The organism is Sphingomonas sp. LM7 (assembly GCF_002002925.1).
Lineage (GTDB): Bacteria > Pseudomonadota > Alphaproteobacteria > Sphingomonadales > Sphingomonadaceae > Sphingomonas.
On record NZ_CP019511.1, the window covers coordinates 3,678,057 to 3,704,601 of the forward strand.

The window sequence follows — 26,545 nt, forward strand, 5'->3', positions numbered from 1 at the left end:
CCTCGCGGGGCAAATACCTATATCTGCAACCTATTCAGGGAGCCATCCAACATGCCGGACGCAAAGCCGATTATTCCCGTCATCCTCTCGGGAGGATCGGGGACCCGGCTTTGGCCGTTGTCGCGCCCCGAACAGCCCAAGCAGCTGCTGGCGCTGACCGCCGAGGAGACGATGCTGCAGCTGACTGCACGGCGCACCGCCGGGGCGCGCTTCGCCAAGCCGATCGTCGTCGCCAATGCATTCCACGCCGATCAGGTCGAGCAGCAACTCGCCGATGTGGAATCGCACGTGCAGGCGCTGATCCTCGAGCCGATGGGGCGCAATACTGCGCCTGCGATTGCATTGGCGGCGATCGCGGCGGGGGGCGGCAGCGACCCGATCCTGGTGATGCCGTCCGACCATGTCATCGCCGATGTCGATGCCTTCCACGTCGCGATCCAGGCCGCGCTGCCGCTGGTGCAGGAAGGGTGGCTTGCGACATTTGGCATCACGCCCGACGCACCCGAGACCGGCTATGGCTGGATCAAGGTGGGCGAGAAGCTGGCCGAGGGCGTGCATCGCGTCGAGAAATTCGTGGAGAAGCCGCCGCGCGACAAGGCGGAGGCGATGCTCGCTTCGGGCGACCATGCCTGGAACGGCGGCATCTTCCTGTTCCGCGCCGACATGTATCTGGGGGCGCTGAGCGTCTACGCGCCGGAGATGCTGGTGGCGGCGCAGCTGTCCATGGAGAAGGCGCGGCGCGAGGGCTTGCGGATCTTCCCCGATGCCGAGGAATTCGCCGCATCGCCCGCTGACTCGATCGACTATACGGTAATGGAGAAGGCGCCGCGGGTGGCGGTCGTTCCGGTCGCGATGGGCTGGAGCGACGTCGGCAGCTGGGATGCGCTCCACGCGATCAGCGAATGCGACATCCACGGCAATGTGTGCCGGGGCGACGTGGTTGCGATCGACGCGGAAAACTGCCTGGTGCGCAGCGAGCCGGGCAAGCGCATCGCGCTGGTGGGGGTGCACGACCTGATCGTCGTCGCGGCGGGCGACGACATCCTGGTGCTCCCGCGCGGGCGCAGCCAGGACGTCAAGAAGATCATCGAGGCGATGAAGAAGGGTTGATCAGCCGAGCAGCGCCTCGGCCTGGTCGAGCGTGTCCTTGAAGCTCGCGACCAGCGCCTGGTACGGCGCGGGCGAGGCCATATCGAGCGCGGCGCGCTTGAGGATATCGACCGGATAGTCCGAGCCACCGGCCTTGAGAACCGACAGGTAATTGTCCCGCTCCCTGACGCCGCCCTTCAGGATCGCCTGCGCGAAGTAGGTCGCGGCGGCGATGCACGTGGCGTATTGGTAGACATAGAAGCTGTTGTAGAAATGCGGGATGAACGCCCACTCGTTGGCGTAGGCGGGGTCGAAGCCCATTGCGGGGCCGTGGTAGCGCTTCAGCAAGTCGAAATAGACTTCGGTGAACTTGCGGCCCGACAGGCCTTCGCCAGCCTTGGCGAGATCATGTGCCTTCAGCTCGAACTCTGCGAACATCGTCTGGCGGAAGAAGGTGCCGCGGAAGTTCTCCATCTGCTGGCCAAGATAGAAGAGCTTTTCCTCCTTGCCCTTGGCGTTCTTGAGCATGTGCGCGACGAGCAGCTGTTCGTTGAGCGTCGATGCAATCTCGGCGAGGAAGATCGGATAGTCTGCCTTTTCGAAGGGCTGCGCGGCGTTGGCGAGCAGCGAGTGGAGCGCGTGACCCCATTCATGCGCATAGGTGCTCAGCCCATCGTACTTCTCGCTGAGGTTGAGCAGCAGATAGGGATGCACTTCGTACGCGCCGGGGTTCATGTACGCGCCGGGACGCTTGCCGGGGCGCGGCCATGGATCCATCCACTTGGCCGCAGTCGCCTTGGCGATGCGCGCCTGATAATCTGTGCCTAGCGGCTTGACTGCCTCGAGCGTCAGCGTGCGCATCTGATCGAGGTTGAAGGGCCGATCGAGCGACACCAGCGGCGGATAGATGTCGTAATAGGCGATGTCGGGCAGCTTGAGCATACGCCGGCGCAGCTCGAAATAGCGGTGGAGCTGGGGCAGGCCCTTGTTCGTCTCGGCGACCAGCGTGCGGTACACCGCCTCGGGGACGTTGTTGCCGGACAGCGCGGCGGCGAGCGAGGTCGGGTATTTCCGCGCCTTGGCGTTGAAGATGTCGCCCTTGACCTTGGCGTTGTAGGTCGCGCCGAACGAGTTCTGGAACTTGCCGTGTGCGGTCCAGAAGGCATCGAATACCGCCTTGCGGTCGGCGCGGTTGGGGGCGTCGCGGTTGAGCGTGTAGCCTTGGCTGTCGAGACGGACTTCCTTGCCGTCCGAAAGCTTGATCGTCGGCCACGGAATATCCGACGAGCGCAGCTGGCCCGCAATCTCGCCGGGCGCCTGGAGCGGCGAGCCTGCGCTGGCGAGGAGCGCCTCGCCTTCGGGCGACAGCGTGTGCTCGGCTTGGCGGACAATGTTGGCGAGGTAGAAATCGAAGCGCGTCCTGAGCGCCGGATTGGCGGCGATAAAGCCGTCGATCCTGGGCTTGCCGACGGCGAGAATCTCGGGCGCGAACCACGCCGTGGCTTCGCCGAACGCGGTGTACAGGTCGATCGCCTGCGCCTGCTTCTCCTGATAGGCGGCGATGCGGACGTCCTCGTCGCCCTTCAGGCTGACATAGGTGTAGACCCGGCCGATCGTCTTGCCGATATCGGACTGCAGCGCGAGCGCTTCTGCGAGCACCTGCGCGCTCTCGCTTAGCCGGCCCTTATATTTGGCGATTCCGGGGAGCGCGGCGAGCGCGCTTTTGCGGGCGGCGTCCCAGGCGGCATCGTCGGGATAGATTTCGGTCAGGTCCCACGCGGCGCCCCCGGCAGTCTGGGCAGCGCTCTGCGCCCATGCCGGCAACGATGTGGCGAGAGTCGCGAACGCGCCTGCGGCCAGCGCATCGCGGCGAGTCAGTTCGGTCATTCAAGGCTTCCCCGAAGCGGCGCCGGTAGGCTCGACGCGAAGTTGGAAACCGACAATCTGTCGCGCTTTTGGCGGCAAGGGAAGCGCTTTGTCGGCTTAAGGGGCCAACACACTTCGCGATGTCGATCGTCTCGCAAAGCAGAAGGGCCGGGTTTCCCCGGCCCTTCGCATAGTTCGATCTGGCCGTGCACGGACAAAGCCCGTGCTGGACGTCGGACGGGCTCGCAAGCTTCGCTGGCGACCTGCCGTCCGGATCGGAACGAGTCCTGGACCAGCGGCGCTGGTCCAGGCCGTTCGCGATCAGAAGTCCATGCCGCCCATGCCGCCCATGCCGCCGCCGCCCATGGGCATTGCCGGCTTGTCTTCCGGAAGCTCGCTCACCGCCGCTTCGGTGGTGATGAGCAGGCCGGCGACCGAGGCTGCGTTCTGGAGCGCGGTGCGGACGACCTTGGTCGGGTCGATCACGCCGGCCGCGACCAGGTTCTCGTACACGTCGGTCGAGGCGTTGAAGCCGTACGACGTGTCGGTCTGGTCGAGCAACTTGCCCGAAACGACCGCGCCGTCATGGCCGGCATTCGCTGCGATCTGGCGAACCAGCGCGGTCAGCGACTTGCGGACGATATCGACGCCGCGGGTCTGGTCCTCGTTCGCGCCCTTGAGGCCGTCGAGAGCCTTGGTCGCGTAGAGAAGCGCGGTGCCGCCACCAGGAACGATGCCCTCTTCGACGGCTGCGCGGGTTGCGTGCAGCGCGTCGTCGACGCGGTCCTTGCGCTCCTTGACTTCGACTTCCGAAGCACCGCCGACCTTGATCACGGCAACGCCGCCGGCGAGCTTGGCGAGACGCTCCTGGAGCTTCTCACGGTCGTAATCGCTGGTGGTGTTCTCGATCTGCTGGCGGATCGCGTCGGTGCGGCCCTTGATCGAATCGGCTTCACCCGCGCCGTCGATGACGGTGGTGTTGTCCTTGTCGATCGTGACGCGCTTGGCGGTGCCGAGCATGCCGAGGGTAACGGTCTCGAGCTTGATGCCGAGGTCTTCCGAGATGACTTCGCCCTTGGTGAGGACGGCGATGTCCTCGAGCATCGCCTTGCGGCGATCGCCGAAGCCCGGCGCCTTGACCGCTGCAACCTTGAGGCCGCCGCGCAGCTTGTTGACGACGAGCGTGGCCAGAGCCTCGCCCTCGATGTCCTCGGCGATGATGAGCAGCGGACGGCCCGACTGGACGACGGCTTCCAGGATCGGGAGCATCGCCTGCAGGTTCGACAGCTTCTTCTCGTGGATCAGGATGTAGGGATCCTGAAGCTCGACGGTCATCTTCTCGGGGTTGGTGATGAAGTACGGCGAGAGATAGCCGCGGTCGAACTGCATGCCCTCGACAACGTCGAGCTCGAAATCGAGACCCTTGGCTTCCTCGACGGTGATTACGCCTTCCTTGCCGACCTTCTCCATCGCCTCGGCGATCTTCTCGCCGACGACGGTGTCGCCATTGGCCGAGATGATGCCGACCTGTGCGATCTCGGCAGTGCCGGCAACCGGCTTCGAGCGCGACTTCACGTCCTCGACGACCTTGATCACGGCGAGATCGATGCCGCGCTTGAGATCCATCGGGTTCATGCCGGCGGCGACCGACTTCATGCCCTCGCGGACGATCGCCTGGGCGAGCACGGTGGCGGTGGTGGTGCCGTCACCGGCGATGTCGTTGGTCTTCGAAGCGACTTCGCGGACCATCTGCGCGCCCATGTTCTCGAACTTATCCTTGAGTTCGATTTCCTTGGCGACGGTAACGCCGTCCTTGGTGATGCGCGGTGCGCCGAACGACTTGTCGATCACGACGTTGCGGCCCTTCGGCCCCAGCGTGACCTTGACTGCATCGGCGAGGATATCGACGCCGCGGAGGATGCGCTCACGCGCGTCGCGGCCGAATTTTACGTCCTTGGCTGCCATGTTGGCTACCCTTTCAGAATATGGTGAAGTTGACGAAGTTGACTAATGCCATCGCGCGAGTCCCGCATGGGACCCGGCGGGCTTCAGCCGAGAATGCCGAGGATGTCGGATTCCTTCATGATGAGGAGATCCTCACCATTGACCTTGACTTCGGTGCCCGACCATTTGCCGAACAGGATGCGGTCGCCGGCCTTGACGTCGAGCGGAGTCACCTTGCCGTCATCGGCGCGGGTGCCCGAACCGACGGAGACGACTTCGCCTTCCTGCGGCTTTTCCTGGGCGGTGTCAGGGATGATGATCCCGCCGGCGGTCTTCTGTTCGGCTTCGACACGACGGACGAGCACGCGGTCATGCAACGGACGAAAGCTCATTGCGCTGCGATCCTCTACTTGGGTTGAACGGGTTTAGCACTCAAACAGCGTGAGTGCTAACGCTCTGGGGATATGCGTAGGCCGATGGCGTTCGTCAACGGGCTTGCGCCGGAATCTTTCGTCCGTCCGTCCAACGGTGCGGTGCTCCTACGAAAGCAGTCGCAGGCAATGTCCTCGGCCGTCGACTCCTGCCTTTGCAGGAGGAACGAGTGGAGTCAGGCGCGGGTCGAGAGCAGCCGTTCGATCGCGGCGCCGACGCTGGGGAAGGTCTCGTTGACGTCGCTCGAAACCTTGTCGCGGAGCACCGGGTTGGTGCCGTCGAGCGATACCGTGAACAGATCGATATCGGTCTCGCCGAGCACCAGATATGCTTCGTGGCCGGGGCCCTGGCGCCACAATTTGTTCGCTGCGATCAGACCCTGCCAGAAGCCGCCCGGGCCGGGAGACGCCTCGCTCTGCGCGCTGCCGTACAGGACGAGGCCGTCGAAATCGACGCCGTCCGAGCGGCGCAGCAGGGCGGCATAGTCGTCGGGCAGCGTCGCGCCGAATTTGCGCTGGAGCGCGCCGCGCAGCACCGCGAGGCGGCCATCATCGGCACCCGGCTGCACTGTCTCGCCGACTGCTACCTGCGCGTCGCGCGCCGCCACTATCACTGCGTCCATGCCATTTTCTCCGGCCATCGGCTTCAGTGTCCCGCGCAATCGATCATGGTGCGGGAGGATAGACGAAGCCGCGGGCGATCGGGAAGTCCACCTGTCGGCTCTGCCCTACGCCCAGATCGCCGACCAGCGTGCGCTGGGCGTTGGTGAGCGCGATATGATGCGGATCGTTCCTGATCAGCACGAGATTGTCGAAGCTGTTGGTGCCGCCATCGTCTAGCGGCAGCTTGTGATGGACCTGCCAGCCCTGGGGCACGCGGCCCGTGGCGATGCGATCGATCGCGGCCTGATCGAGCCCGGCGCGGCGCAGCGCATCGACCTTGGCCGGATCGCCGGCGAGATCGCGGAGGAAATTGCCACGCACGCTCGAATCGAAGCTGTTGCGGAGCGCGGCATATTCGACTCGGTCGCGCTTCACATAATTGACCGGGACCGAGTCGATGCCGCGCAACTCGACGCTCTGGCCGCGGACGGTGCCGGTATAAATGCCTTCGTCGGCCTGCCTGGTGCCCGCGCCGAAGAACTCGTCGAGCTGGCTCTTCATGCGGTTGATCGCGTCGCGGGCGCTGCCGGGAAGCGCATCGATCGCGCCCTGCGGGATGGCGTCGACGGCGTTCTTGACCTGGCGTAGCGCCGGTTCGAGCGCGCCGCGCAACGCCGGATTGGCGACGACTGCGGCGACGGAGTCGCTGACGGTCTGGGCCCATTTGCCGACCTTGCCCGCCTTGGCCGCGTCGCCGAGATAGGGAATGATGCCGGCGGCGGAGAGCACGCCGTTGAGCGCATGCCCGCCCGCATCGCCCCAATTGCCCGAAAAGAGCGAGCCGATCGCACGCCCCGCGGAAATGACCGTGTTGCTGCCGTCGGAGATCGGCGTCGGCTCGATGATGCCGGTTATGTCGAGCGCGAGCTGGGTGAGATCTAGCCCGAGCTGGACCGGATCGGGGGCGGCATCATTGGCCGGCGTCGGCGGGGTGGCACCTGCACTGGTGTCCCCTTCGAGCGCACGGGCCAGCTCGCCGCGTTCGACCGGAGTGAGGCTGCGGTCGATCTCGGCCTCGACCCAGCCGGCGGTTTGCGGCGTGTCCTGCCGGACGCGTTCGACGCTGGCAGCTAGGCCCTGCACATCGACGCCGCCGCCGGGCAGCCGGTTGGCGCTGATCGCGAGCTGCGCCTGGGTGGCGAGCTGGGGCGAGGGCGGGCCGATCGGATTGTCGGCGCCGGGAGAGCGGGCGGGATCGACCATGACGGGCCTCCGTGACGTGCGCCCCTCGGATAGCCCGCCATGGGGCGGGCGGCTGTAATCGATTCGCTTACCGTCCCGAACAGGCGTAGTATCGGTGCGTGCCGGGGGGCATCGGAGGAGCGCGTCATGACTGTCGCTCGTATCGAAGCTGTTGAGCGCCCGGCGGAGACATATGAAGTTCGCACTATCGACTCGGCCGACCTGCGCGAGGCCCTTCGCCAGGGCTGGGCCGATTTTCTCGAACATCGCGGCGACTTGCTGTTCGTCGGGATCATCTATCCTGCAGTGGGTATCCTCGCCGCGGTGATGGCGTTGCAGGGGTCGCTCATTCCGCTGTTCTTCCCGGTCGCGGCGGGAATCGGATTGCTCGGCCCGGTGGCGGCGAGCGGCTTCTATGAGCTGGCGCGCCGGCGCGAGCAGGGGCTGCCGTCGGACTGGTCGCATTTCTTCGATGTGGTGCGGCGCCCTTCGTTCGATGCGCTGACCGGCGTTGCCGGGCTGTTGCTGGTGATCTTCCTCGCCTGGCTGGGCGTCGCGGCGGGGCTGTATGGCGCGCTGATCGGGACGCCGCCGGACAGCGTGGCCGCCTTTGCGACGCAGCTGTTCACTACGCGGGAGGGCTGGGCATTGATCGTTCTCGGCAATCTGGCGGGCGTGCTCTTTTCCGCCACGGTGCTGACGGTGAGCGTGGTGGCGATGCCGATGCTGGTCGACAAGGACGTCGATGCGCGCACCGCGATCCACATTTCGCGACTGGCGGTCGCGGCGAACAAGGGCGTGATGCTGCGCTGGGGCGTCACCGTCGGCGTGCTGCTGGTACTCGGCTCGATCCCGTTCTTCGTCGGGCTGGCGGTGGTACTGCCGGTACTCGGCTATGCGACCTGGCATCTCTATACCAGGCTGGTGGCGCGCTGATCTGCCATCTGTATTGCGTGAATAACACACAGGCCGTTTACTCGCCTTGCGCCATCCGGTAGCAGGGAAGGGCAATCGAGGGAGCGGCACTGGTGAGACTGGTTCGGGGCGCGTGGAAAATTTTGGTCGGGATCAAGGACTTCCTTGTCCTCGTCCTGATGCTGCTGTTTTTCGCGGGGCTGTTTGCGGCGCTTTCGTACAAGCCCAACAAGGCGGCGGTACATGATGGCGCGTTGGTCGTGGCGCTGGACGGGGCGCTGGTCGAGCAGCCCGAGGAGAGCGATCCGTTCGCCAGCTTCGGCAGCGGCGCCGCGACCAAGCAGCATCGCCTGCGCGACGTGCTGCGCGCGCTGGAGACGGCGCGGACCGACGACCGGGTCAAGGCGGTAGTGCTCGATCTCGACCGGTTCATGGGCGGCTATCCCGCCGCGGTCACGGAAGTCGCCGAGGCCGTCGGCAAGGTGCGGGGCAGCGGCAAGAAGGTCCTCGCCTACGCCACCGGCTATACCGATGACGGCTATGCGCTGGCGGCCAATGCCAGCGAGATCTGGATCAATCCGCTGGGCGGCACGCTGATCGCGGGGCCGGGCGGCACCCAGCTCTATTACAAAGGGCTGATGGACAAGCTCGGCGTCAATGCGCACGTCTACAAGGTCGGCAAGTTCAAGTCGGCGGTCGAGCCATATATCCGCACCGACATGTCGCCCGAGGCGCGCGCCGCAAACGAGGCGCTGTACGGCGCGATCTTCAGCCAGTGGCGCGAAGGCGTGGCCAAGGCGCGGCCAAAGGCGCGGATCGCCGAGTATCTGGCCAAGCCCGACGAAGTCGTGATCGGCGCGAAGGGCGACATCGCGGCGTCGAACCTCGCGTACGGGCTGGTCGACAAGGTCGGCGACCGGCTGGCGTTCGGCAAGCGCGTGGCGGAGATCGTCGGGGCGCCGGGCGGCAAGCCGGCGGGCAACTTCAAGGCGATCGAGCTCGGCGACTGGATCGCCGCCAACCCGGCGCCGACCGGCGGCGACGCAATCGGCGTGATCTCCGTCGCGGGCGAGATCGTCGACGGCAAGGCCGGGCCGGGGACCGCCGCGGGCGACACGGTGAGTGCGCTGCTGCTCAAGGGCCTGGCCGAGAAGAAACTGAAGGCGCTGGTGGTGCGGATCGACTCGCCGGGGGGCTCGGCGATGGCGTCCGAGCAGATCCGCCAGGCAGTGCTCCAGGCCAAGGCGCAGGGGCTGCCGGTGGTGGTCTCGATGGGCAGCCTCGCGGCGAGCGGCGGCTATTGGGTGGCAACTGCGGGCGATACGATCTTCGCCGAGCCGAGCACGATCACCGGATCGATCGGCATCTTCGGGGTGCTGCCGTCGTTCGAGAACAGCCTCGCCAAGATCGGCGTGACCACCGACGGCGTGCAGACGACGCCGCTCAGCGGCCAGCCCGACATCATGGGCGGGATCAACCCGGTGACCGACCGGATCCTGCAGGCAGCGATCGAAGCCGGCTATGGCCGTTTCATCAACCTTGTCGCCCAGTCGCGCAAGCTGACGCCGCAGCGCGTCGACGAGATCGGCCAGGGCCGGGTGTGGATCGGCGGCGTGGCGCATCAGCTGAAGCTGGTCGATCGCTTCGGCGGGATCGACGATGCAGTGGCCGAGGCGGCGAAGCGGGCGAAGCTCGACCCGGCGAACGTCCATACGGTGTATCTGGAAAAGGCGCCGAGCGCGTGGATGGCATTCGCCGCGTCGGTGATGGGCAATGGCGAGGACGAGGAAGACGAGTGGGCGGACCAGCCAGCGGGCGTCGATCTCTACGGACGGATAGCGCTGGAGCGGCGCGCGCTGCTCGGCCAGGCGCTGGGCGATGCGCGGCGGCTGGCACTGGGCGGATCGGTGCAGGCGCGCTGCCTCGAATGCATGGGGCTGGCGCCGGCAATGGTGCGCGCCGAGGACAAGAGCCTGCTCGACCTGCTGATCGCGAGGATCGGCCTGTGATCGGGATCCGTGCAGCCGAGCCGGCCGATGCGGCGTCGGTCGCGGCGATCTATGCGCCGCACGTGCTCACCGGCACCGCCTCGTTCGAGATCGATCCGCCCGACGCGCGGGCGATGCGCACGCGGATGGCGGCGAGCGACGGGCTCTATCCTTGGATGGTAGTCACCAATGGCGACACCACCGATGGCGGCGTGATCGGTTATGCCTTTGCCAGCAAGTTCCGCGACCGGCCGGCGTATAAATATGTCTGCGAGACATCGATCTACATGACCGACGCGTCGAGCGGGCAGGGCGCCGGACGGCTGCTCTATGCTGCGCTGGTCGATACGCTGCGGGCGCAGGGCTTCGTCCATGCGATCGGCGCGATCACCCTGCCTAACGACCGGCTGATCAAGCTGCACGAGGCAGTGGGCTATCGCCGCGCCGGTGTGTACCGCGAGGTCGGGTTCAAGCACGGCCAGTGGATCGATGTCGGCTTCTGGCAATGCCAGCTCAACGATCCGGTAGTGCCGCCAGTCGAGCCGCGCAGGTTCAGCGATGTGGGGGTGGTGCGGGGCTGACGCCTGCGCCGGGTGGCATGAAGCTCGACCAGTCGGCAAGGCGCTTCGTCGCGGCTGCCAGCGCCGCTTCAAAGCTACTGGCCGGCAGCTCGGCGGGATCACCCTCAAGATCGAGGTAGAGCGGGTATTCCGTCAAATACGCATCGAACAGCGGCTGACGCATGCAGAGCACCGTGATGTCGGTGTACCAGGCCGCTACCGCTGAAAGGATCAGGTCGTCGACAAAGACAATCGCCGACCCGAACAAATCTTCATCGCGAACCAGCGCGGCGACTTCGGGCGTCAAGTCGCACGCGTGGAATAGTCCGGTCGCAGCGTGATCGGGATAGTCGAGAAAAAAGCCGTTGGTCGCGCCGCCGCTTTTTAACGTCTCGAAGAGCGCCGGCACGTCTTCGGACAAGTTCCACTCGATCAGCGGTAGCGCTTCCAGCGGGTAGCGGGAGATCACGCTGCGGTGGATGTCGATCCTGCCGGGGCCGCCGGAGACAAGCCCCGACACGAACCTCGCGATGGCGGGTTCCTCATGAAGGTCGCCGCTACGAAAGTGCCGGTCATCATATTCCCACATGTTCAGCGTCGTCCCCGATACGCCGGCAAATGCAGCTTCCAGACGATCGCCGCAGCCCGGAGCGCAAAGCCTGCCGTGGCGGCTATCAGGCCGGCGGCGAGTGGGGTGAGGCCGGCGAGGCTTAGTCCGACATAGACTGACGAGGCGAGCGCGGCGGCAGTGACGTAGAGCTCGGGGCGCATCAGGATCGAGGGTTCGCCTACCAGCACGTCGCGGATGATGCCGCCTACGCACGCGGTCATCACCCCCATCAGCGCGGCGGGGATCGGCGGGATACCGTAGCCGAGCGCCTTGGCGGCGCCGAACGCGGCATAGGCGGCTAGGCCGAGCGCATCGAGCCAGTCGAAAGTCTTGTCGCTCCACCAGCGCTGGGGAGTCAGCCAGATCAGCACCGCGACGCCGAGGATCATCGCGGCAACCTGCGCGTCATGAACCCAGAACACGGGCGCGCCGATCAGCAGGTCGCGGATGGTGCCGCCGCCGACCCCGGTGATCAGCGCAAAAAAGGCTGCGGTGACGAAGGTCTGGGCGCGGCGGGTGGCGGAGAGCGCGCCGGTGGCGGCGAACACGGCGATGCCGAACAAGTCGAGCACGGGAAGGATAGGGCCGATCTGCGCGGCGACCTGGGCTTGCATGGCGGCTTTGTCTCCTGTTGTCGCGAGGAGGTCAAACGCAGGGTGGCGGCAGGGGCTGTGCTGCGGCATTAGGGCGCGATGCACCGGACTGAATCGCCGTTGATCGCCGTCGCCGTCTGCCTGGCGGCGCTGGCGGGTTTCGTGGATGCCTTCGCCTTCACCAGCCTGGGCGGGTTCTTCGCATCGTTCATGAGCGGCAACACCACGCGGCTGGGCGTCGGGCTGGGCCAGGGGATCGGCGGCGAGGCAGCGGTCGCGGCCGGGCTGATCCTGAGCTTTGTCGGCGGGGTGATCGTGTCGAGCGTGCTCGTGCGTGCGGCCGGGCATCGCCACAAGGTGGCGGTGATGGGTGCAGTGACACTATTGCTGACCCTGGCGGCGATCGTCGCCACGGTGATGCCCGGCCCGCTGGTGCTCGTGCTGCTCGCAGCGGCGATGGGCGCCGAGAATGGCGTGTTCAACCGCGACGGCGAAGTGACGATCGGGCTGACCTATATGACCGGATCGCTGGTGCGGATCGGCCAGAAGCTCGCCGGAGCGCTGATGGGCGACCGCGACCGCTGGAGCTGGGTGCCGTATCTGGCGTTGTGGCTGGGGTTCCTCGCCGGCGTGGCCTCGGGCGCGGCGAGCCAGCTGCGCTGGGGCTGGGACGCGCTATGGCTAGCCGCGCTGATCGCGGCGGCGCTGACCGTGGCGATCGCGCGGCTGACGGGCGCGGGGCGGTCCATACCGGCAGAGGCAGCCCCCTGATCCTCAGCGCTTGGGATGGCTGTCCGAGCGTTGCATCCGGCCGTCGAGCCCGTGGATGGTCAGCTCAGTGTACTGATGCTGGCTGATCGGCCGGGCGTAGCCTCCGGCTTCGGCCTTGGTGGTGGTGACGTGGCTGGCGCGTTGGCCGTGGTCGCGCTTGACCTGCCAGCCATCGGGGTGCGGCATCACGCGGTGGTTGTCTCTCGACATGATATCTCTCCTGCAAGTTGATGCAGGTTAAATGCCCAGGGCAGTGGGAAAGATTCGCGAGGGGGGACGAACGGTGGCTGCTACCAGCCGAACCGGTCGCGCATCACCTCGGCCTCAGGCGCGGGCATTCGCGCAATCAGCACGCGCATCGTCGCGCCACCGATCAGGACGCCGGCGTGCCAATAGGCCCAGTCGGCTACCTCGCCGTCACGGACGCTGACTTCCTGCCCGCGGACAAAGCCGGGCGCGCCGGGGACGTTGAGCAGCCGTGCGACGCTGGTGCCACCCTTGTGCGAGACGATCTCGGCCCAGATGAATTCGGAAGCCGGGCCGGGGAGCAGATCATATTTGATCATGAACCCGCCCTCGTCGGGCCCGGGCGATGTGGCATGGCCGAAAAAGACGGGGAGGCCGGCGCGTGCCTTGATGGTCGCGGCGGCCATCTCCGGGTCGCCGGCCGGGACGGCGACGGTCGCGTCCTGGGCGACCGCCGATAGCGGCGGCAGGAGAAGAAACAGGCCGATGACGACGCGGCAAAGCCGCGCCGCCGGCCGGCCGGGCCTGGTGCGCTCGCGATTAGCTCCGCCAATCGCGTCGCCGGCCCGGCGCATCAGATGTGGATCGGCTTGCCGAGCACGCCCATCGCCGCTTCCTTGATCGCCTCCGAATGGGTCGGGTGGGCGTGGCAGGTGTAGGCTATGTCCTCAGACGTCGCGCCGAATTCCATCGCCTGGGCGACTTGCGCGATCATCGTTCCGGCGGGCGCGGTGATGATCCACGCGCCGAGCACGCGATCGGTCTTGGCGTCGGCGATGACCTTCACCCAGCCGGTGGTGTCGTCAATCGCCTTGGCGCGGCTGTTGCCCGCCATCGGGAACTTGCCGACCTTGACCTCGCCCTTCTCGCGAGCCTGCTCTTCGGTGAGGCCGACGCCGGCGATTTCGGGGTGGGTGTAGACCACCGAAGGGATCACATCATGGTTCACGATGCCGGTGAGGCCGGCGATGTTCTCGGCGACGGCGATGCCTTCGTCCTCGGCCTTGTGCGCGAGCATCGGGCCGGGGATGACGTCGCCGATCGCCCAGACGCCGTCGACCTTGGTGCGGAAGCTGTGGTCGGTCTCGATCTGGCCGCGCTGATTGGTGGCGAGGCCGATCTTGTCGAGGCCGAGGCCGTCGGTGTTGGGACGGCGGCCGATCGAAACGAGCACGGCATCGGCCTCGATCGTCTCGGCAGCGCCACCCGCGGCGGGCTCGACCGTCACGGTCGCCTTGCCGCCGTTGACCGCGACGCCGGTGACCTTGGTCGAAAGCTTGATCTCCATGCCCTGCTTCTTGAAGATCTTGGCGGCTTCCTTGCGGACCTCGCCGTCCATGCCCGGAAGCAACTGGTCGAGGAATTCGACCACGGTGACCTTCGCGCCGAGGCGCTGCCACACCGAGCCGAGCTCGAGCCCGATCACGCCGCCGCCGATCACGACCATGTGCTCGGGGACCTTGTCGAGCGCGATCGCGCCGGTCGAGTCGACGACGACCTTCTGGTCGATCTCGACGCCGGGAAGCGGCGTGACCGACGAGCCGGTGGCGATGACGATGTTCTTGGCGGTGACCTTGCGGTCGCCGACCTGCACCGTGTGCGCGTCGACGAAGGTGCCGAGGCCCTTCACCCATTCGATCTTGTTCTTCTTGAACAGGAATTCGATGCCCCCGGTGAGCCCGGTGACGGCCTTGGCCTTGTCCGCCATCATCGCAGGCAGATCGAGCTCGACGCTGCCCAGCTTGACGCCATGCTTGGCGAGCGCCCCCGAAGCGGCCTCATAGAACTTTTCCGACGCGTTGAGCAGCGCCTTGGACGGGATGCAGCCGACATTGAGGCAGGTGCCGCCCAAAGTCTCGCGGCTCTCGACGCAGCCGGTGCGCAGGCCCAGCTGCGCAGCGCGGATCGCGGCGACGTAACCGCCGGGGCCGGAGCCGATCACGAGGACATCGAAGTCGTATTCAGCCATTTTCTTCTCTTCCTTGTTCCCCGGCGAAGGCCGGGGCCCAGTTTCGAGACGGATTTGGTGAGCGTCTCGCGTCGTTACAAATCCCGGTGCAACTGGCCCCAGGCCTTCGCCGGGGAACAGGTGCGCGGGGCCAAGCTTACAGGTCGATCAGCAGCCGGGTCGGATCCTCGATCGCGTTCTTGAGCGCGACGAGGAAGGTCACGGCCTCACGGCCGTCGATCAGGCGGTGATCGTAAGACAGCGCCAGATACATCATCGGGCGGACGACGACCTGGCCGTCGCGGATGACCGGGCGGTCCTCGATGCGGTGGAGGCCGAGCACCGCCGACTGCGGCGGATTGATGATCGGAGTCGACATCAGCGAACCGAACACGCCGCCATTGGAGATGGTGAAGGTGCCGCCCTTCATGTCTTCCATCTTGAGCGTACCGTCCTTGGCGCGCTTGCCGAAGTCGCCGATCGTCTTCTCGATGCCGGCGACCGACAGGTCCTGCGCGTCGCGGATAACCGGAACGACGAGGCCCTGCGGCGCGGAGACCGCGACCGAGATATCGGCATAGTCGTGATAGACGATCTCGTCGCCTTCGATCGATGCGTTGACCGAGGGGATGTCGCGCAGCGCCTGGACGGCAGCCTTCACGAAGAAGCCCATGAAGCCGAGGCGAACGCCGTGCTTCTTCTCGAAGAGGTCCTTGTACTTGGTACGCGCGGCGATGACTTCGGTCATGTCGACATCGTTGAACGTCGTCAGCAGCGCCGCGGTGTTCTGCGCTTCCTTGAGGCGCTTGGCGACGGTCTGGCGCAGGCGCGTCATGCGGACGCGCTCTTCCTTGCGGCCGCCCGAGCTCGCGGGTGCGGCGGCAGGGGCCGGAGTTGCGGCAGGCGCGGCAGCAGGCTTGTTCGCGGCGGCGGCGACGACGTCGTCCTTGGTCAGGCGGCCGTCCTTGCCGGTGCCCTGCACGGTCGAGGGATCGACGCCGGTTTCGAGAACCGCGCGGCGGACCGATGGCGACAGCGCAGCGGCTGCGTCCGGGTTGCGCTCGCGGGGCTGTTCGCCCGGGCCGGTCTGCTCGCCGGTCGCAACGGGCGCGGGCGCGGCAGGCGCCGAGGCGGGTGCCGCGGCAGCAGCGCCGCCGCCTTCGCCCACAGTGGCGATCACTGCGCCGACCGCGACATTGTCGCCGACCTTGACCAGCTGGTCGCCCATCACGCCCGCGACGGGCGAGGGGACTTCGACCGAGACCTTGTCGGTCTCGAGGCTGGCGATCGGCTCGTCGAGCTTGACCGGATCGCCCGGGTTCTTGAGCCACTCGCCGAGGGTTGCTTCGGTGATCGACTCGCCGAGGACCGGGACCTTAACGTCTGCCATCTTCTCTACCTCGTTAGGACTTGCGGGTCCGGCGAATCTCTTCGCGGACATTATGGCCGAGCGCGTCGGCGACGAGCGCGGCCTGTTCCATCTGGTGGCGCTTCATCAGACCCGTCGCGGGCGATGCGGCGGCCGCGCGGCCGGCATAGCGCGGACGCTGCGGCCTGACGCCGGCATCGACCAGGCACTGCTCGATAAAGGGCTCGACGAAGAACCAGTAGCCATTGTTCTTCGGCTCTTCCTGCGCCCAGATCACTTCCTCGACATTCGTCAGCTTCTTGAGCCGCGCCGTGAGCGGTTCGCTCGGGAACGGATAAAGCTGCTCGATGCGGACGATCGCAGTGTTCTTGTCGCCCGCGGCGTCGCGCGCCTCCATCAGGTCATAGGCGACCTTGCCGGTGCACAGCACGAGGCGCTTCACGTCCGTGTCGGCCGGAGCCGAGGGATCGGACAGGATGCGCATGAAGTGCGTGTCGCCGAGGAAATCCTCGGTCTTCGACACCGCCAGCTTGTGGCGCAGCAGCGACTTGGGCGTCATCACGATCAGCGGCTTGCGGAAATTCCGGTGCATCTGACGGCGAAGCATGTGGAAGTAGTTTGCCGGCGTGGTGACGTTGGCGACCTGGATATTGTCCTGCGCGCACGCCTGGAGGAAGCGCTCGGGGCGAGCCGAACTGTGCTCGGGGCCCTGGCCTTCATAGCCGTGCGGCAGCAGCATCACCAGGCCATTGGCGCGCAGCCACTTGGCCTCGCCCGACGTGATGAACTGGTCGATCATGATCTGCGCGCCGTTGACGAAGTCGCCGAACTGCGCCTCCCACAGCACCAGCGCCTTGGGATCGGCCGAGGCATAGCCGTACTCGAAGCCGAGCACGCCGTACTCCGAGAGCGGGCTGTCGAGCACTTCGAAATTGCCGTGCGGGATCGTCTGAAGCGGCACGTATTTGTGCTCGTCCGTCTGATCGACCCAGACGGCGTGGCGCTGGCTGAAAGTGCCGCGGCCCGAATCCTGGCCCGACAGCCGGACGCCGAAGCCTTCCGAGAGGAGCGAGCCGAACGCGAGCGCCTCGCCGGTTGCCCAGTCGAAATTCTCGCCTGCCTTGAACATGCCGCGCTTGGCATCGAGCACGCGGGCCAGCGTCTTGTGGATCTCGGTGCCCTGGGGAACCTCGGTCAGCGTACGGCCGAGACTGTCGAACAGCTTGCGTTCGATGCCGGTATCGACGCTGCGGCGTGCGCTCTCGGCGTCGGCGGGGGCGCCGAGACCCGACCAGCGGCCGGCGAACCAGTCCGCCTTGTTGGGCAGATACGACTTGCCCGCTTCGAACTCGCCTTCGAGCAGGGTGGTGAACTGGTTGATCTTCTCTTCGACGAAGCCCTGATCGACCACGCCCTCGGCAGCGAGGCGCTTGGCATAGACCTGGCTCACCGGCGGATGCTGGCGGATCGCCTTGTACATCAGCGGCTGGGTGAAGCTAGGCTCGTCGCCCTCGTTATGGCCGAAGCGGCGATAGCACCACATGTCGATCACGACGTCGCGCTTGAACTTCTGGCGGAACTCGATCGCAACCTTGCAGGCGAAGGTCACCGCCTCGGGGTCGTCGCCGTTAACGTGGAGGATCGGCGCCTGGACGCCCTTGGCGACGTCCGAGGGATAGGGCGAGGAGCGCGCGAATTGCGGGCTCGTCGTGAAGCCGATCTGGTTGTTGATGACGAAGTGGATGCAGCCGCCAGTGTTGTAGCCGCGGATGCCCGAGAAGCCGAGACACTCCCAGACGATGCCCTGGCCCGCCATCGCGGCGTCGCCATGAATCAGGACCGGAAGCACCTGCTCATGCTCGGCGAGATCGCCGCGCAGCGTCTGGAGCGCGCGCGACTTGCCGAGGACGACGGGGTCGACCGCTTCGAGGTGCGAGGGGTTGGCGACCAGCGACATATGGACGCTGATGCCGTCGAATTCGCGATCGGTGCTGGTGCCGAGGTGATATTTCACGTCGCCCGAGCCGCCGACGTCCTCGGGATTGGCCGATCCGCCGCCGAATTCGTGGAAGATCACGCGGAACGGCTTGGCCATCACATTAGCGAGTACGTTGAGGCGGCCGCGATGCGCCATGCCGTAGACGATCTCGCGGATGCCGGTGGCGCCGCCATACTTGATCACCGCTTCGAGCGCCGGGATCATCGCTTCGCCGCCGTCGAGGCCGAAACGCTTGGTGCCGACATATTTGCGGCCGAGGAACTTCTCCCACTCCTCGGCTTCGATCACCTTGGAGAGGATCGCCTTCTTGCCGTCGGGCGTGAACTGGATTTCCTTGTCCTTGCCCTCCATCCGGTCCTGGAGGAAGCGGCGCTCCTCGACATCGGCAATGTGCATGTATTCGAGGCCGACATTGCCGCAGTAATTGGCGCGCAGGATGTCGACGAGCTCGCGCACGGTCGCCTTTTCGAGGCCCATCGTGCCGCCGAGATAGATCGGGCGATCGAGATCGGCGCCGGTGAAGCCGTGATATTCGGGCGTCAGATCGGCGGGCAGCTCGTGCCGGGCGAGGCCGAGCGGATCGAGATTGGCGGCGAGATGGCCGCGCACGCGATAGGTGCGGATCAGCAGCATCGCGCGGATAGAATCACCCGCGGCCTTGGCGATGTCGGCTTCCGAGGCGGCCGGCGCCGGCGCGGGCTTGGGGGCGCCGCCCTTGGCGGGCTTGGGCGCAGGCTCCATCTGGGTCGGATCGAGACCGGCGGTGAGCGCGTCGGTCTCGCTGAGCGGCCAGCGCGGGTTCGCCCAGCTCGGGCCCTGCGCGGTGTTGTCGAGGCCCTCGAACCACTGGCGCCAGCCCGGCTCGATCGAGTTCGGGTCGGCCTTGTAGCGGCGGTACATTGTCTCGACGAAGGCGGGGCTTACGCCGCCGGCGATGTCGTCGAAGTCGAGGCCCTCATAGCCCATGATCAATTCCGTTCCGTGGTAGCGCTCACACCAATATAGGCGGGTGGGCGGTGCAATTTACCCCTTGAGACGCTCGACCAGCGTCGAGCCGAGCTCGGACGGGCTGGCTGCGACGCGGATGCCGGCGGCTTCCATCGCCGCGATCTTGCTCTCGGCATCGCCCTTGCCGCCCGACACGATCGCGCCGGCATGGCCCATGCGGCGGCCCGGAGGCGCGGTGCGGCCAGCGATGAAGCCGGCCATCGGCTTCTTGCGGCCGCGCTTGGCCTCGTCGATCAGGAACTGGGCTGCCTGCTCCTCGGCGTCGCCGCCGATCTCGCCGATCATGATGATCGACTTGGTCGCCTCGTCGGCGAGGAACAGTTCGAGCACATCGATGAAGTTGGTGCCGTTGACCGGATCGCCGCCGATGCCGACCGCAGTGGTCTGGCCGAGACCCGCGTTGGTGGTCTGGAACACCGCCTCATAGGTGAGCGTGCCCGAGCGCGACACGACGCCGACCGAACCCTTGGAGAAGATGCTGCCGGGCATGATGCCGATCTTGCATTCGCCGGGCGTCAGCACGCCGGGGCAGTTCGGGCCGATGAGGCGCGACTTGGAGCCCGACAGCGCGCGCTTGACCTTGACCATGTCGAGCACCGGGATGCCTTCGGTGATCGTGACGATCAGCGGGATCTCGGCGTCGATCGCCTCAAGGATCGAATCGGCCGCGAAGGGTGGCGGGACGTAGATCACCGACGCATCGGCGCCGGTCTTCGACTTGGCCTCGGCGACAGTGTTGTAGACAGGGAGTCCGAGATGCTCGGTGCCGCCCTTGCCGGGCGTGACGCCGCCGACCATCTGCGTGCCGTATTCCAGCGCCGCCTTGGTGTGGAAGCTGCCGGTCTCACCGGTCATGCCCTGGGTGATGACCTTGGTGTTCTTGTCGACGAGGATGCTCATTATCCGTCTATCCCATCAATTTCTGTACGTTTAATCACGCCGCTTCACCGAAACCTGTCCGGATGCCGGGCTTTCCAGGCTTCCATCGTCAGGCGTATCCTGCCGTCACCATCGAACATCACATCCGGGCGCTCCGGATAGCCGCTCGCGAACGGCCCGAGCGCGCTCCCGGGCAAATCCCAAGGGCCGGATTCTGGAAGTCGTCGAACGCCTTCCCGATATTGCGCCGCCGGAATCTCATAGGACGGCGGGAGTCCCCATCCGTCGCGATAAAAACCCGTCCGCAACTTTGCGGCTACGTCCCGCATCATCTCTACCTCGACTCCCCGCTCGCCTGCCGCGCCCGCTCCTACGAACGTCGTGAGCTGATATGCTGCGGCTGACGCGGAAGTTTCCGGTTGCTCGAGCAGCCATTGGAGCACCTTGATGCCGTGATCCCAATTCCACTCCAGCACCGCGTAGTAGTTCAGCTCCGGGGTGGCGTTGCTCTCGAGCCAGGCGATCTGCGACGCATTGTCGTCGCCGCAGACCGGCTTGGCATTCACGTGCCAATCGTCCAGCAGCAAGAGAAACGCGTCGCTCATCGCCTCAGTTCAGCGAGCTATCGATGCCCTTGCAGGCGACGAGCAGTTCCTTGACCGCGTCGACCGAGACGGTGAGGTTGGCCTTGGCTTCGTCGGTGAGCTTGATCTCGACGATCTTCTCGACGCCGCCGGCACCGATGATCACGGGCACGCCGACATAGAGGTCGTCGATGCCGTACTGGCCGGTGAGGTGCGCCGCGGCGGGGAGGACGCGCTTCTGGTCGTAGAGATAGCTCTCCGCCATCGCGATGCCGCTGGTGGCCGGCGCGTAGAAGGCCGAGCCGGTCTTGAGCAGGCCGACGATTTCGCCGCCGCCCGAACGGGTGCGCTGGACGATCGCGTCGATGCGCTCCTTGGTCGAGAAGCCCATCTCGATCAGGTCGGGAACGGGGATGCCGCTGACGGTCGAATATTCGATCACCGGGACCATCGTGTCGCCATGGCCGCCGAGCACGAAGCTGGTGACGTCCTTGACCGAGACCTGGAATTCCTCGGCGAGGAAGTGGCTGAAGCGTGCCGAGTCGAGCACGCCGGCCATGCCGACGACCTTCTGGTGCGGCAGGCCCGAGAATTCGCGCAGCGCCCAGACCATCGCGTCGAGCGGGTTGGTGATGCAGATCACGAAGGCGTCGGGGGCGTTGGCGGCGATGCCTTCGCCGACAGCCTTCATCACCTTGAGGTTGATGCCGAGCAGGTCGTCACGGCTCATGCCGGGCTTGCGCGCGACACCGGCGGTGACGATGATCACGTCGGCGCCGGCGATATCGGCATAGTCGTTGGTGCCGGTGATCTTGGCGTCGAAGCCCTCGACCGGGCCGCACTGCGACAGATCGAGTGCCTTGCCCTGGGGAACGCCTTCAACGACGTCGAACAGGACGATGTCGCCCAGGCCCTTGAGTGCTGCGAGGTGCGCGAGCGTACCGCCGATGTTACCGGCGCCGATCAGCGCGATCTTCTTGCGGGCCATGGAATCTCCTTGCCTTGGTCAAGCACCTGCCGACGCGGCAGCGCGCCTGCGAAAACGGGGGCGGCTTAGGCCCATAATAGAGGCGCCGCAACCCGCGACGCGCTTCGCAAAGGGAATATCTTTGCAACTCATTCGCAAGTGCAATAAAGCCTGGGCACGGCTCGGCCCGGGTCAGCGTGTAGACCCTGCGCGGCGACGATATTCGTCCGCGAGCACATAGAACGCCTGCTTGCGGGTTCCGGTTTCCGAGATCAGTCCCTTGCGGTTCCAGCCCTGCTGGAAGACCGGGTGCTGGCGGCGGGGCGAGCGGAAGTCCTTGAGCAGCCACGGGCTCAGCCCGGCGAGGAAGGGGACCTTGGCTGCCATTGCCAGCGTCCGGCGATAATATTCGGCCTGGAATTCTTCGCTGAACTTGTGCGGGTCGGCTGCCGCGTCGTGATAGCCGGCCTGCGCATCGGCGCCGAATTCGGAGAAGATCAGCGGCTTGTCCGCGGGCGAGCGCCATTCGAAGCCGGGGATGTCGGCGAGCGGATCCTGCGAATACCAGCCGTTATAGGTGTTGATTGCCATGACATCGAGATCGGCGACGAGCGGGTCGTCTATCGACATCACCTTGCCTTCGCGCTTGCTGAGCAAGGCGGCGGTGACGAGGCGACTGTCGTCGAGTGCGCGGACATCGGCGATCAAGGTGCGGAGGAATGCGTTGCGCGCATCGCCGACCGGGGTTTCGTTGGCGACGCTCCACAAGGCGATCGAGGCGCGGTTGCGATCGCGCAGGATGTTCTCGCGGAGCTGCGCGCGGGCCGCGGCAAGTGTTTGCGGATTGTCCCAGTTGACGCGCCAGTACACCGGGACCTCGCTCCACACGAGCAGCCCGAGTTCGTCGGCCATGCGCGTCATCACTTCGCTGTGCGGGTAATGCGCGAGGCGGACGAAGTTGCCGTTGAGGCCCTGCCTGATCTCGGTAAGCAATGCGCGGGCGGCGGCGGGAGTGATCGCGCGGACCGGGTCCCTGCCGAGTTCCTCCTCGTGCATCGAGATGCCGCGCAGGAAGATCGGCTTGCCGTTGAGCAGGATCTTGGTGCCGCGGGCTTCGATCGTGCGGAAGCCGATACGGTCGTGCAGCACATCGGTGCCAGCTTCAACCCGGACATCGTAGAGCGTCGGCGCTTCGGGCGACCAGCGCTTGAGGGCGCTGGGCGCGGGGGCGCTGCCGGTCCAGCGGCCATCGGCCCCGGTGATGCCCGACAGCGCGAGGCCGAGCGCGGGAATGCGGACAGTGAGCGCGCGGTTCGGCGCCTGCCGGCCATCAAGGCGGACATCGGCATGGATGCGGCCGTCGCGGCCGAGGCGGACCCATGCGTCATCGACAAAGGTCTCGGGGACGGTGATCAGGGTAACCGAGCGGGTGATGCCGCCATAGGTCTCCCAATCGGTGACCGGCGGGGGAACGTCGTCGTCGGTGCGGGCGGAATCGACGCCGACCGTGATCTGGTTGCTGCCGTCGCGGAGCAGCGCGGTCACGTCGAAAGCGAAGGGAGTGAAGCCGCCGCTGTGGGTGCCGACCGACTTGCCGTTGAGATAGACGTCGGCAGTGTAGTCGGCGGCGGCGAAGCGCAGGAAGGTACGGGTGCCGGGGGCGGGCCTGGTCGCCTCGAACGTGCGCTGATACCAGACGAGGCCTTGGTAATAGCGCATCTCGGCGGCGTGACCGATCCAGCTGCCGGGCAAGTGCACTATGGCCGAGCGCTGCATGTCGAATTCGTAGAGCGCGCGCGGGTTCTTCTCCATCGCGTCGGCCTGGACGACATCGCTCCAGCGCCGGCTGGACTCGCCGGGCATGCCGCCGTGGAAGCCGGCCTTGCCGTCCCGATAGGGATCGACCGACCAGTGCCAGGCGCCGTCGAGGCTCTGCGACGGGCGCATGTCGGCGCCGGTGAGGACGGGCTGGGCGAAGGCGGCGGGGGCGAAGAGCAGCGCGAGGGCAGCCAGAAACCTTGCGATCATGTACCCGTCTCTCCCCGCCGTCGAAGCGCCGTTCTTTTCTTCCGCGGATGTTAGAGAGAAGAACGGCCTTTCGACAAGCTCAGGGGCCGGGTCAGTGCTCGCCATGCCCTTCGGCCAGATATTCGTCGGAAGCCATTTCGTGAAGGCGCGAGGCAGTGCGTTCGAACTCGAAGGCACCGTCGCCGGCGATGTAGAGATCGTCGGGCCTGGCGTCCGCCGCGGCGAGCAGTTTGACCCGGTTTTCATAGAGTGCGTCGACCAAAGTGACGAAGCGTGCGGCCTCGTTGCGGTTTTCGGGGCCGAGGCGCGGGATGCCGACCAGGATGATGGTGTGGAAGCGGTGGGCGATGGCGAGATAGTCGGGGGCGCCGCGCGCCTCGCCGCATAGCCGCTTGAACGAGAAGACCGCGACGCCTTTGAGGCATTTGGGGACATGGATCTCGCGGCCGCCCTGGACGGACAGATCGCATGCCGGGACGCGCGCGGCATCCTCGACGGGATAGTCGGTGAGTCGGAAGAAGGCAGCGGAGAGCTGCGCGGTGGCTTCGGGACCGTTGGGGACGAGCCAGGTGTCCATGCTGCCGAGCCGATCGAGACGGTAATCGACCGGGCCGTTGAGCGTGCGGACGTCCATCCTGGCTTCAATCAGCGCGATGAAGGGCAGAAAGAGCTGGCGGTTGAGCCCGTCCTTGTAGAGTTCGCTAGGCGCGCGATTCGATGTGGCGACGACGGTGAGGCCGTGGCCCATCATCTCGGTGAACAGCCGCGAGAGGATCATCGCGTCGGCAGGGTTGTTGACCACCATCTCGTCGAAGGCGAGCAGGCGGATGTCCTCGGCGAGCGCATTGGCGACCGCGACCACCGGGTCCTGGGTGTCCTTCTGGCGCTCGGCGTTGAGGCGCTCGTGCACCTCCAGCATGAACTCGTGAAAGTGGACGCGGCGCTTCCTGCGAATATCGACGGTGTCGAACAGCAGGTCCATCAGCATCGATTTGCCGCGGCCGACACCGCCCCACATATAGACGCCGCGCGGCGGCTCGGGCGCGCGGCCAAGCGCGCGCCACAGGATGCTGCCTTTCCGGGGGACGGCTTCGAGTTCCTGCGCGAGGCGGTCCAGCCGTTCGGCTGCGGCGGCCTGTTCGGCATCGGCGCGGAGTTCGCCGACAGCGACCAGCGCGTTGTAGCGGGCGAGAACCTTGCTCACTTTTGCGAGGGCTTCCGGATCGTGCCGAGAAAGCTGGCGACCATCACCTCGTCCTGCACCACTACACCGCGCAGGAAGAGGAGCCGCCCGGTCTCGCGGAGCAATTCGACATGCGCTTCGGTGGGCACGCCGATGGCGCCACCGGTGATGAACTGGATCGACATGTCGAGCGTGGAAGCCGGGCCGCTGAGCACGCCGAAGCTGCGTCCGGCGGCGAACAATGCCATGTCGATGAAGCCGGCGAGAGCGCCGCCATGGATATGATCGCGCAGGTTCGAATGTTCGTGGCGAAAGGTCGTCCGCACCCGCGCGACCTTGCCGTCGAGCTTGACCGACAATGCGCCGATGAAGCTGTTGAACCGCCCCTGGTCGAGGATCTGCCAGCGTTTCCAGCCGGGCAGGTCAGGGTCGTCGTCGTAGCGGAAATGCTGCTCGACGAATTCGCTCAAAGTGCGCGCTCGGCTTCCATCTTCTTGATCTCGGCAATCGCCTTGGCCGGGTTGAGGCCCTTGGGGCAAACGTTCGCGCAGTTCATGATCGTGTGGCAGCGATACAGGCGGAACGGATCCTCGAGCTGGTCGAGCCGCTCGCCGGTCATCTCGTCGCGGCTGTCGGCGAGCCAGCGATAGGCCTGGAGCAGGATCGCTGGCCCCAAGAACTTGTCGCTGTTCCACCAATAGCTCGGGCAGCTGGTCGAGCAGCACGCGCACAGGATGCACTCGTAGAGACCGTCGAGCTTCTCGCGATCCTGCGGCGACTGGAGGCGCTCCTTGCCCGAAGGCGTGGTCGATACGGTCTGCAGCCACGGCTTGATCGAGCTGTACTGCGCATAGAAGTGGGTGAAATCGGGGACGAGGTCCTTGATCACATCCATGTGCGGCAGCGGAGTGATCCGGATATCGCCCTTGATGTCCTCGATCGCGGTAGTGCAGGCGAGGCCGTTGCGCCCGTCCATATTCATCGAGCACGACCCGCAAATGCCTTCGCGGCACGAGCGGCGGAAGGTCAGCGAGCTGTCCTGCTCGGACTTGATCTTGATGAGCGCGTCGAGGACCATCGGGCCGCATTCGTCGAGATCGACTTCAAAATTGTCGTAGCGCGGGTTCTCGCCCGAGTCCGGATCGTAGCGGTAGATCTTGAACTTCTTGACCCGCGTGGCGGACGCATCGGCCTTGTGGTCCTTGCCCTTGGTGATGCGGCTGTTCTTGGGCAGGCGGAAATCGGCCATTCCTGAGAGTCCTTAGCGACACGGTGTTTGATGCGCGGGCTATGCCTTTCGCACTCGCAGCGCAACCCCGTAGGGCCCGCAAAGCTCAGGCTTTGTTGGCGAGCACCGACTTGAGAAGGCCTGGAAAGCGCGCATCGAAATCGGCGCAGCGCAGGCGATTGATCCGCTCGCGCCCTTCGATCGTGGTAATGACCAGGCCTGCGGCGCGGAGCACGTTCAAGTGATTGGAGATGGTGCTCTTTGGGGTGCCGCCCGCGCAGGCGGTGCTGGCGTTGAGGCACGGACATTCGACGAGCCGGGCGATGATGTCGAGCCGCACCGGATCGGCGAGCGCGTGCAGCGCTGCGGCGAGGCTGACGTCCTTGAGGTCCGGGTGCACCAAGCGATCCATGGGGCTGATATAGGAATATTTCTTCGTTTCCATAGTTCGGAAATCTTGAACTATCTTTTTCGATATCCAGATCAGTGTCCGT

Annotated in this window: 25 protein-coding genes; 5 read left to right on the forward strand and 20 right to left on the reverse strand. The window is 66.0% G+C overall.

Going from position 1 to position 26,545, the window contains the following annotated elements:
* The first annotated feature begins 51 nt into the window (after positions 1-51).
* The gene (locus BXU08_RS17110; RefSeq protein WP_077511151.1) at positions 52-1,110 is read left to right on the forward strand and encodes a mannose-1-phosphate guanylyltransferase/mannose-6-phosphate isomerase; all 1,059 of its coding nucleotides are present in this window, start codon (positions 52-54) and stop codon (positions 1,108-1,110) included.
* Here the strand turns inward: BXU08_RS17110 and pepF are convergent, their stop codons facing one another.
* The 5 genes from pepF to BXU08_RS17135 all read right to left on the reverse strand — a co-directional run bounded on the left by pepF (position 1,111) and on the right by BXU08_RS17135 (position 7,196).
* Positions 1,111-2,976 (reverse strand): oligoendopeptidase F, encoded by a 1,866-nt coding sequence (gene pepF, locus BXU08_RS17115; protein ID WP_077511152.1) that lies wholly within the window; start codon positions 2,974-2,976, stop codon positions 1,111-1,113.
* Between the two features lie 300 nt (positions 2,977-3,276).
* Positions 3,277-4,920: a chaperonin GroEL gene (gene groL, locus BXU08_RS17120; RefSeq protein ID WP_077511153.1), complete on the reverse strand. Its 1,644-nt coding sequence runs from the start codon at positions 4,918-4,920 to the stop codon at positions 3,277-3,279.
* An 83-nt stretch (positions 4,921-5,003) separates the two neighbouring features.
* Positions 5,004-5,291, reverse strand: coding sequence for a co-chaperone GroES (gene groES, locus BXU08_RS17125; protein ID WP_077511154.1), 288 nt, complete (start codon positions 5,289-5,291; stop codon positions 5,004-5,006).
* A gap of 215 nt (positions 5,292-5,506) precedes the next feature.
* Positions 5,507-5,953, reverse strand: coding sequence for a YrhA family protein (locus tag BXU08_RS17130; protein WP_077511155.1), 447 nt, complete (start codon positions 5,951-5,953; stop codon positions 5,507-5,509).
* 43 nt (positions 5,954-5,996) lie between these two features.
* Complete coding sequence (locus BXU08_RS17135) at positions 5,997-7,196, reverse strand: HNH endonuclease (RefSeq protein WP_077511156.1); 1,200 nt, start codon at positions 7,194-7,196, stop codon at positions 5,997-5,999.
* Positions 7,197-7,322: 126 nt separating this feature from the next.
* Here BXU08_RS17135 and BXU08_RS17140 point away from each other — a divergent pair, with 126 nt between their 5' ends.
* The 3 genes from BXU08_RS17140 to BXU08_RS17150 all read left to right on the forward strand — a co-directional run bounded on the left by BXU08_RS17140 (position 7,323) and on the right by BXU08_RS17150 (position 10,659).
* A complete protein-coding gene (locus tag BXU08_RS17140) occupies positions 7,323-8,111 on the forward strand; it encodes a DUF2189 domain-containing protein (protein WP_077511157.1) in 789 nt (262 codons plus the stop codon).
* A 92-nt stretch (positions 8,112-8,203) separates the two neighbouring features.
* Positions 8,204-10,099: a signal peptide peptidase SppA gene (gene sppA, locus BXU08_RS17145; RefSeq protein WP_077511158.1), complete on the forward strand. Its 1,896-nt coding sequence runs from the start codon at positions 8,204-8,206 to the stop codon at positions 10,097-10,099.
* On the forward strand, positions 10,096-10,659 hold the full coding sequence (locus BXU08_RS17150; protein WP_077511159.1) for a GNAT family N-acetyltransferase: 564 nt from the start codon (positions 10,096-10,098) through the stop codon (positions 10,657-10,659). Before sppA ends, BXU08_RS17150 begins: the two co-directional genes overlap by 4 nt.
* Here the strand turns inward: BXU08_RS17150 and BXU08_RS17155 are convergent.
* Together BXU08_RS17155 and BXU08_RS17160 are read right to left on the reverse strand one after the other, a co-directional pair.
* The gene (locus tag BXU08_RS17155) at positions 10,631-11,227 is read right to left on the reverse strand and encodes a hypothetical protein (RefSeq protein WP_077511160.1); all 597 of its coding nucleotides are present in this window, start codon (positions 11,225-11,227) and stop codon (positions 10,631-10,633) included. The two genes, BXU08_RS17150 and BXU08_RS17155, sit on opposite strands and share 29 nt — an antisense overlap.
* 2 nt (positions 11,228-11,229) lie before the next feature.
* The gene (locus BXU08_RS17160) at positions 11,230-11,862 is read right to left on the reverse strand and encodes a trimeric intracellular cation channel family protein (protein WP_077511161.1); all 633 of its coding nucleotides are present in this window, start codon (positions 11,860-11,862) and stop codon (positions 11,230-11,232) included.
* Positions 11,863-11,940: 78 nt separating this feature from the next.
* Between BXU08_RS17160 and BXU08_RS17165 the strand changes: the two genes are divergently transcribed.
* On the forward strand, positions 11,941-12,612 hold the full coding sequence (locus BXU08_RS17165) for a YoaK family protein (protein ID WP_077511162.1): 672 nt from the start codon (positions 11,941-11,943) through the stop codon (positions 12,610-12,612).
* A 3-nt stretch (positions 12,613-12,615) separates the two neighbouring features.
* Here BXU08_RS17165 and BXU08_RS17170 read toward each other — a convergent pair whose 3' ends face one another.
* The 13 genes from BXU08_RS17170 to BXU08_RS17230 all read right to left on the reverse strand — a co-directional run bounded on the left by BXU08_RS17170 (position 12,616) and on the right by BXU08_RS17230 (position 26,496).
* Complete coding sequence (locus BXU08_RS17170) at positions 12,616-12,822, reverse strand: DUF2188 domain-containing protein (protein ID WP_077511163.1); 207 nt, start codon at positions 12,820-12,822, stop codon at positions 12,616-12,618.
* 80 nt (positions 12,823-12,902) lie between these two features.
* Entirely contained in the window at positions 12,903-13,433 is a 531-nt protein-coding gene (locus tag BXU08_RS17175) for a DUF2314 domain-containing protein (protein ID WP_077511164.1), read from the reverse strand.
* On the reverse strand, positions 13,433-14,827 hold the full coding sequence (lpdA, locus tag BXU08_RS17180) for a dihydrolipoyl dehydrogenase (protein WP_077511165.1): 1,395 nt from the start codon (positions 14,825-14,827) through the stop codon (positions 13,433-13,435). Before lpdA ends, BXU08_RS17175 begins: the two co-directional genes overlap by 1 nt.
* Before the next feature lie 136 nt (positions 14,828-14,963).
* Complete coding sequence (odhB, locus tag BXU08_RS17185; RefSeq protein ID WP_077511166.1) at positions 14,964-16,196, reverse strand: 2-oxoglutarate dehydrogenase complex dihydrolipoyllysine-residue succinyltransferase; 1,233 nt, start codon at positions 16,194-16,196, stop codon at positions 14,964-14,966.
* A gap of 13 nt (positions 16,197-16,209) precedes the next feature.
* The gene (locus BXU08_RS17190; protein WP_077511167.1) at positions 16,210-19,140 is read right to left on the reverse strand and encodes a 2-oxoglutarate dehydrogenase E1 component; all 2,931 of its coding nucleotides are present in this window, start codon (positions 19,138-19,140) and stop codon (positions 16,210-16,212) included.
* 57 nt (positions 19,141-19,197) lie between these two features.
* On the reverse strand, positions 19,198-20,082 hold the full coding sequence (gene sucD, locus BXU08_RS17195) for a succinate--CoA ligase subunit alpha (RefSeq protein WP_077511168.1): 885 nt from the start codon (positions 20,080-20,082) through the stop codon (positions 19,198-19,200).
* Between the two features lie 44 nt (positions 20,083-20,126).
* Positions 20,127-20,666, reverse strand: coding sequence for a hypothetical protein (locus BXU08_RS17200; protein WP_077511169.1), 540 nt, complete (start codon positions 20,664-20,666; stop codon positions 20,127-20,129).
* 4 nt (positions 20,667-20,670) lie between these two features.
* Positions 20,671-21,633 carry a malate dehydrogenase gene (gene mdh, locus BXU08_RS17205; RefSeq protein WP_077511170.1) on the reverse strand — a complete coding sequence of 321 codons (963 nt, stop codon included), beginning with the start codon at positions 21,631-21,633 and terminating at the stop codon, positions 20,671-20,673.
* Positions 21,634-21,804: 171 nt separating this feature from the next.
* Positions 21,805-23,640: a glycoside hydrolase family 2 protein gene (locus BXU08_RS17210; RefSeq protein WP_077511171.1), complete on the reverse strand. Its 1,836-nt coding sequence runs from the start codon at positions 23,638-23,640 to the stop codon at positions 21,805-21,807.
* 91 nt (positions 23,641-23,731) lie between these two features.
* On the reverse strand, positions 23,732-24,844 hold the full coding sequence (gene zapE / locus BXU08_RS17215) for a cell division protein ZapE (RefSeq protein ID WP_077511172.1): 1,113 nt from the start codon (positions 24,842-24,844) through the stop codon (positions 23,732-23,734).
* Positions 24,841-25,293, reverse strand: coding sequence for a PaaI family thioesterase (locus BXU08_RS17220; RefSeq protein WP_077511173.1), 453 nt, complete (start codon positions 25,291-25,293; stop codon positions 24,841-24,843). The genes zapE and BXU08_RS17220 overlap by 4 nt, the downstream gene beginning before the upstream one ends.
* The gene (locus tag BXU08_RS17225) at positions 25,290-26,072 is read right to left on the reverse strand and encodes a succinate dehydrogenase iron-sulfur subunit (RefSeq protein ID WP_077511174.1); all 783 of its coding nucleotides are present in this window, start codon (positions 26,070-26,072) and stop codon (positions 25,290-25,292) included. The genes BXU08_RS17220 and BXU08_RS17225 overlap by 4 nt, the downstream gene beginning before the upstream one ends.
* A gap of 85 nt (positions 26,073-26,157) precedes the next feature.
* Entirely contained in the window at positions 26,158-26,496 is a 339-nt protein-coding gene (locus BXU08_RS17230; protein WP_253190413.1) for a helix-turn-helix transcriptional regulator, read from the reverse strand.
* Between the last annotated feature and the right edge of the window lie 49 nt (positions 26,497-26,545).

Bases quoted from the DNA above. Each gene is read 5' to 3' on its own strand.
- BXU08_RS17110 (WP_077511151.1), top strand. From the start codon at position 52: ATGCCGGACGCAAAGCCGATTATTCCCGTCATCCTCTCGGGAGGATCG.
- pepF (WP_077511152.1), bottom strand. From the start codon at position 2,976: ATGACCGAACTGACTCGCCGCGATGCGCTGGCCGCAGGCGCGTTCGCG.
- groL (WP_077511153.1), bottom strand. From the start codon at position 4,920: ATGGCAGCCAAGGACGTAAAATTCGGCCGCGACGCGCGTGAGCGCATC.
- groES (WP_077511154.1), bottom strand. From the start codon at position 5,291: ATGAGCTTTCGTCCGTTGCATGACCGCGTGCTCGTCCGTCGTGTCGAA.
- BXU08_RS17130 (WP_077511155.1), bottom strand. From the start codon at position 5,953: ATGGACGCAGTGATAGTGGCGGCGCGCGACGCGCAGGTAGCAGTCGGC.
- BXU08_RS17135 (WP_077511156.1), bottom strand. From the start codon at position 7,196: ATGGTCGATCCCGCCCGCTCTCCCGGCGCCGACAATCCGATCGGCCCG.
- BXU08_RS17140 (WP_077511157.1), top strand. From the start codon at position 7,323: ATGACTGTCGCTCGTATCGAAGCTGTTGAGCGCCCGGCGGAGACATAT.
- BXU08_RS17155 (WP_077511160.1), bottom strand. From the start codon at position 11,227: ATGTGGGAATATGATGACCGGCACTTTCGTAGCGGCGACCTTCATGAG.
- BXU08_RS17160 (WP_077511161.1), bottom strand. From the start codon at position 11,862: ATGCAAGCCCAGGTCGCCGCGCAGATCGGCCCTATCCTTCCCGTGCTC.
- BXU08_RS17165 (WP_077511162.1), top strand. From the start codon at position 11,941: ATGCACCGGACTGAATCGCCGTTGATCGCCGTCGCCGTCTGCCTGGCG.
- BXU08_RS17170 (WP_077511163.1), bottom strand. From the start codon at position 12,822: ATGTCGAGAGACAACCACCGCGTGATGCCGCACCCCGATGGCTGGCAG.
- BXU08_RS17175 (WP_077511164.1), bottom strand. From the start codon at position 13,433: ATGCGCCGGGCCGGCGACGCGATTGGCGGAGCTAATCGCGAGCGCACC.
- lpdA (WP_077511165.1), bottom strand. From the start codon at position 14,827: ATGGCTGAATACGACTTCGATGTCCTCGTGATCGGCTCCGGCCCCGGC.
- odhB (WP_077511166.1), bottom strand. From the start codon at position 16,196: ATGGCAGACGTTAAGGTCCCGGTCCTCGGCGAGTCGATCACCGAAGCA.
- BXU08_RS17190 (WP_077511167.1), bottom strand. From the start codon at position 19,140: ATGGGCTATGAGGGCCTCGACTTCGACGACATCGCCGGCGGCGTAAGC.
- sucD (WP_077511168.1), bottom strand. From the start codon at position 20,082: ATGAGCATCCTCGTCGACAAGAACACCAAGGTCATCACCCAGGGCATG.
- BXU08_RS17200 (WP_077511169.1), bottom strand. From the start codon at position 20,666: ATGAGCGACGCGTTTCTCTTGCTGCTGGACGATTGGCACGTGAATGCC.
- mdh (WP_077511170.1), bottom strand. From the start codon at position 21,633: ATGGCCCGCAAGAAGATCGCGCTGATCGGCGCCGGTAACATCGGCGGT.
- BXU08_RS17210 (WP_077511171.1), bottom strand. From the start codon at position 23,640: ATGATCGCAAGGTTTCTGGCTGCCCTCGCGCTGCTCTTCGCCCCCGCC.
- BXU08_RS17225 (WP_077511174.1), bottom strand. From the start codon at position 26,072: ATGGCCGATTTCCGCCTGCCCAAGAACAGCCGCATCACCAAGGGCAAG.
- BXU08_RS17230 (WP_253190413.1), bottom strand. From the start codon at position 26,496: ATGGAAACGAAGAAATATTCCTATATCAGCCCCATGGATCGCTTGGTG.